Source organism: Maribacter sp. (assembly GCF_039968975.1).
In the GTDB taxonomy this organism is placed as follows: domain Bacteria; phylum Bacteroidota; class Bacteroidia; order Flavobacteriales; family Flavobacteriaceae; genus Maribacter.
In genome coordinates, this window is sequence record NZ_JBDVOT010000210.1 from 1 (window position 1) to 5,581 (window position 5,581).

General features: G+C 34.2%; 3 protein-coding genes. All 3 read left to right on the forward strand.

What is annotated here, in order from left to right:
* The coding region (locus ABJI11_RS14140) for a DNA repair ATPase (protein ID WP_348353533.1) at positions 1 to 4,328 on the forward strand (4,328 nt) is incomplete at its 5' end.
* A 209-nt stretch (positions 4,329 to 4,537) separates the two neighbouring features.
* Positions 4,538 to 4,984: a KTSC domain-containing protein gene (locus ABJI11_RS14145; RefSeq protein ID WP_348353536.1), complete on the forward strand. Its 447-nt coding sequence runs from the start codon at positions 4,538 to 4,540 to the stop codon at positions 4,982 to 4,984.
* A gap of 29 nt (positions 4,985 to 5,013) precedes the next feature.
* A partial coding sequence (locus ABJI11_RS14150) for a DEAD/DEAH box helicase (RefSeq protein WP_348353539.1) occupies positions 5,014 to 5,581 on the forward strand: 568 nt, incomplete at its 3' end.

Sequence of the window (5,581 nt, forward strand, 5' to 3'; positions counted from 1 at the left end):
CTGTTCAGCAAGAATTTAAATGGCAAGAAGCTACTAGAGATATGCACCGTTATGGTGAGCATTCTCACGTTTCTATCAAAGACAGGGTTTTTGTGGAAACTATTGGTGGTGACCTTACCATAAAAATTGAGGATAATACCGCAGAAGGTAAAGGTATTTTAGATGAACCTGTAGAATATGTTGATCAGACTTTAGATGATGGTCAGTATCGTTTTGGAGATTTAGGCAATCTATTGGTACTAGAAATAAAACCATTTCAAGAATCTCCTCGCTATTTTGTTTTTAATGACAAAATGAGAGAGGTTCAAAAAATAGACTCGGTTAAAGATGCGTGTATTTTACTGCCAGATGACCAGGGAATCATTTTCCCTACGGGATATTATTTGCAAACGGGGGAGTATCATATCTTTGATAGCTCCATTCCAAATGTAAAATTTCAAGAACGTATTATTTCACCTAACGGTGAAGATTTTCTCTATGTTTTTTATTCTGCAGTTGAAGGGCTTTATAATCTAATGTCTTATAATATTATAAGTCAGGTTATAAAAACTCCTATCATTTGTAACGGATTTACAATATTGGAAAATGGTGAGCTTTGCTACTTTAAAACAGAGCAAGAACAGACCAAACACCATGTGGTTCAAATTTGGCAAACACCGTATTTAAAAGGTGATTATGTACCTTCTCAACATGAGGATACCTTATTATACAAAATAGGTAACAAAGATATTGTAAAGGCTATGGCAGAGGTCAATGGCTTAATTACGCTATTGAACAAAAACGACAATTACGCAGGTCTATATAGTGATATTGCAAAGTTCTCTAAAGACATTTTAGATGCCTATTATTGGTTACCAGAGCCAGAAACACATCAATTAAATGAACCAATTGAAGAAATCAACAAGGCTTCAAATGCTGCTATTGATGAGTTTGAAAAAGTAGTACAACTTCGAAAAAATGCTCAGAATCAAACCAAGCTGATTCAACAAAATTCAGAAGAGTTATTTAATAAAATCAAGAGCACTTCTTTTAAGAGTATTGACGAGTTTGTGACGTTGCTTACAAAATTACGATCTATTAGAGGCGAGGCTATTTCACTGAAAGAAGTGAGGTATATTGATTTAGAATACCTAGAGGTACTTGAAGAGCAAATAGCGGAACAGACCAAGAAAATATCTGAGCGTTGTGTTCAATTTTTATTGAACCCGAATGCATTACAACCTTACCATGATGCACTAAGGGACAAAAAGGAATTTATAGCTACCGTTGAAAAGGTTATAGAGGCTAAAGAAAAAGAAGCTGAAATAAATGAGATCAGTATCGATCTTGAAATGCTTATTGATATTGTCTCAAATTTAGAGATTGAGGATACAGCTCATTCTACAAAAATAATCGATGATATTTCATTGATTTTCTCTACCATAAACGAGCTTAAGGCTGCATTGAAAAACAAGAGAAATTCTCTTGGTATTTCTGAAGCCAAAGCTGAATTTGCCGCACAACTAAAATTGATCGATCAAAGTATCATCAATTACTTGGATATGGCGTCTACACCAGAAAAGTGTGATGAATACCAAACCAAAACATCTATTCAACTAGAAGAGTTAGAAGGTAAATTCACTGATTTTGAAGAATTTATTGAAACCATTATTGAAAAAAGAGAAGAAGTCTACGCTGCTTTTGATGCTAGAAAAAACTCTTTAATCGAAAAAAGAAACAAAAAGTCTAGTGCGCTGGCCAACGCTTCTAGTAGAATACTAAAAGGTGTTCAAAAAAAGGCACAGAGTTTTAATTCTGCAGTAGAAATCAACGGTTATTTTGCTTCAGATTTAATGATCAATAAACTTCGAGATATCATTGCGCAATTACAAGAGCTCGATGATAGCGGTAAAGCCGAAGAAATTGAAACCCAATTAAAGACCGCTAGAGAAGATGCTCTTAGAAAATTAAAGGACAAATTAGACCTTTACGAAGACGGTGACAGTGTTATTAGATTGGGAAAACACAAATTCGGAGTTAACAAGCAGCAGTTAGACTTAACTATTGTTTTTCATGATAACGAACTAAATTATCATTTAACGGGCACTGATTTTTATAAGGTTCTGAACAATGAAGAATTTGTAAAGAACAGACACTTATGGAATCAAGAGTACGTTTCAGAAACAGATGATATTTATCGTGCCGCATATTTAGCCTATAAATTATTTTCAAAATTCACAGAAGAAGATTTACTTCCATTAAGTGAAGAAGAATTGTTGAAACTTGTTCAAGAACAAAGTAGAAATGATTATTCCGAAGGTTATATTAAGGGTGTTCATGATGTAGATGCTTCGCGCATACTAAAACTCTTAGTACATAAACATCATGAATTAGACTTGCTTACTTACCGACCAGAAATTAGAGGATATGCTCAATTTTTTTGGAATGATTTAGAGGACGATGTTAGAAATGAGCTAGATAAAGGTTTAAAATCCGCAGGTGAGGTTCTACAATATTTTCCAGAATCTAAAGAGTATGCTTCAATAATTGAAGAATTAACATATAAAATAGAAAGTTTCGCAGAAGAAACGAAGCTTTTTGATGCAGTTTTGAGTACAGATATTGCCGAATATCTGTTTGAAGAATTAAAATCTGACTCAGAGTTTGTATTCAGCAGTTTTGCTATTCAACTGAAAGATGATTTTTTTAAACTTTTAAAGTCTCAACAAGCGGATCTGAAGTTTAAGAAAAGTGTTGAAGATGCCGGTGACCTTGAAACTAAAGTTAGGTTGGCAAAACAATGGGTTGGCGCGTTTTTAAAATCTAAAAAAGATGTTGATACCTCTATCAATCTTAATAGGTATGAAAATGAAATTGTGTCGGCACTTTTGTTCAGAGATGAATCTGCTTCAAAAATCAAGGCTGTTTCACCTAACGAGGTTTTAAAAGATCTTAGAGGTTCTCATGGAACTATAGTTGAAGGTGTCTATTCATTTAACTACCATGATTTTGTATCTAGATTAAACTTATTTGTTTTAGACGAAGTACCAGCATTTTTAAAGTTCAAAAAGACCAAACTAGATATTACAGAGAAATTAAAAACCGATTTAAAGCTAGAAGAATTTAAACCAAGAGTACTTACTTCTTTTGTTCGAAATAAGTTAATTGATGAAGTGTATCTTCCAATTTTTGGAAATAATCTAGCAAAGCAATTAGGCACGGTAGGGGCTAACAAACGTACAGACAGAATGGGTATGCTACTTTTAATATCTCCACCAGGTTACGGTAAAACTACTTTGATGGAATATATTGCTAATCGCCTAGGTCTAATATTCGTGAAAATCAATGGTCCTGCAATTGGTCATGAAGTAACCAATGTTGATCCTGCTTCTGCCAAGAATAGTGCCGCAAGAGAAGAACTTAAAAAGCTGAATCTTGCTTTTGAAATGGGGAATAATGTCATGCTATATATTGATGATATTCAGCATTGTAATCCAGAGTTTCTTCAGAAATTCATTTCCCTATCAGATGGTACACGTAAAATAGAAGGTGTTTACGAAGGGCAACCAAAAACGTATGATTTACGTGGTAAAAAATTCTGCGTAATTATGGCGGGTAACCCATATACGGAAAGTGGAGAGAAATTCCAGATTCCAGATATGTTGGCCAACCGTGCAGATATTTACAACCTTGGTGATATTATTGGTGAAACAGAGCATTTATTTAGATTAAGTTTAGTAGAAAATTCACTTACTGCAAATCCTATTTTACAACAATTGGCAAGTAAAGAATTTGACGATGTTTATACCCTAGTTGAACAAATTGAATCAAAGTCTGATGAAGGGCAACTTATAGGTAATCACTCTAGTCAAGAAGTAGAAGAATACAAAAAGGTACTTGAAAAAGTACTTAAGGTAAGAGATGTATTGCTAAAGGTTAACGCTACGTACATTAAAAGTGCAGCTATGCAAGATGAGTACAGAACAGAGCCTTCGTTCAAGCTTCAGGGGTCTTATAGAGACATGAATAAATTGGTTGCACAAATTGTACCTATAATGAACGAAAGAGAGTTGAATACGCTTTTGCGTTCGCATTATGAAAATGAAGCCCAGACATTAACTGGTTCTGCAGAAGCCAACTTATTAAAATACAATGAACTTATTGGCAACCTAACGACTGAAGAGGATTCTCGTTGGAGCGCTATAAAAGAACAATTTGTTAAGAACAATAAGCTAAAAGGGTTTGGTAATGCCAATGAAATGGCTCAAGTACTTTCACAGATGATGGAGTTTTCAGAAAATCTTGCAGGTATTAAGTCTGTACTTGAAAAAGGTCTTAGAAATGAGTAACAAATGATTACCGTTAATAAACAATCTCAATGCAAGATCGCGAAGCATTGATTTAAAATTTATACACAATTCGATGCCTGGCTGACCATCAGGAAGGCATCAAAGCTTTTAAATCTTGATCATCAAGTGAATATTTTCTTTTATTACTGAATTTCAAGCTTTCACGTCAAAATAAAGATGTAGTTTTGCACCCGCAAAAAAGCTGCATTATGAAGCGTATTAATGAATACAAGAAACTCTTTGGAGTTGAGAAAGAAATTGAACTTAAAGCACTTAAGTCTACATATAGAGGTTTGGTAAAGGAATGGCACCCAGACAAATTTCAAGACGGTGATGAGAAAAAAGAAGAAGCAGAAGTTCAAAGTCGTCGCATCATTGACGGTTACCACTTTCTAGTAAGTATTGCTCCTGAAACTAAAGAGGGCAATAAGGAAGAATATAATCTATCAGTTTTATCTGGTATTGCAGATTTTCAGCATAACGGTTTGGTTTTAGAAGTAACCTTTGTTGATGGTGCTACTTATGAATATTTTGGTGTTACGAAACCAATTTTTCAAAAAATGATCAACGCTAACAAGTTGAATAGATTTGCAAAAAGAACAATATTCCCAAATTACCTTTACAGAAAATCTAAACGAGAGCTTCAAGAAGCATAATCGTATAATTTAATGGTTATAAGAAACGCATGAAAAATCAACAAGAGATTTTATCAAAATTGAATATTGATGCGTTGAACCCGATGCAAGTGAGTGCATTAGACACCATCTCTTCATCAAACAATACCATATTATTATCTCCTACCGGTACAGGAAAAACGTTAGCTTTTCTTTTACCGGTTTTAGAATTTTTAGACCATAATAATCCTGAAGTTCAGGCATTGATATTGGTTCCCTCCAGAGAATTGGCAATTCAAATAGAACAGGTTATTCGTAATATGGGTACTGGTTTTAAGGTGAATGCCATTTACGGCGGTAGAGCAATGTCAAAAGATAAAATAGAACTAAAGCATACTCCTGCTATTTTAATTGGTACACCTGGTAGAATTTTAGACCATTTCATGGCCGATCGTTTCACCAAAGACCATATTAAAACATTAGTTCTTGATGAGTTTGATAAGTCACTAGAAGTTGGCTTTGAAGAAGAAATGAGTGAAATTCTAGCAGAACTTCCTCATCTTAAAAAACGAATTCTCACTTCTGCGACAGAAGGTGTCAAGATTCCCAAATTTGTTGGTTTAGAAAACCCAAAGCGCG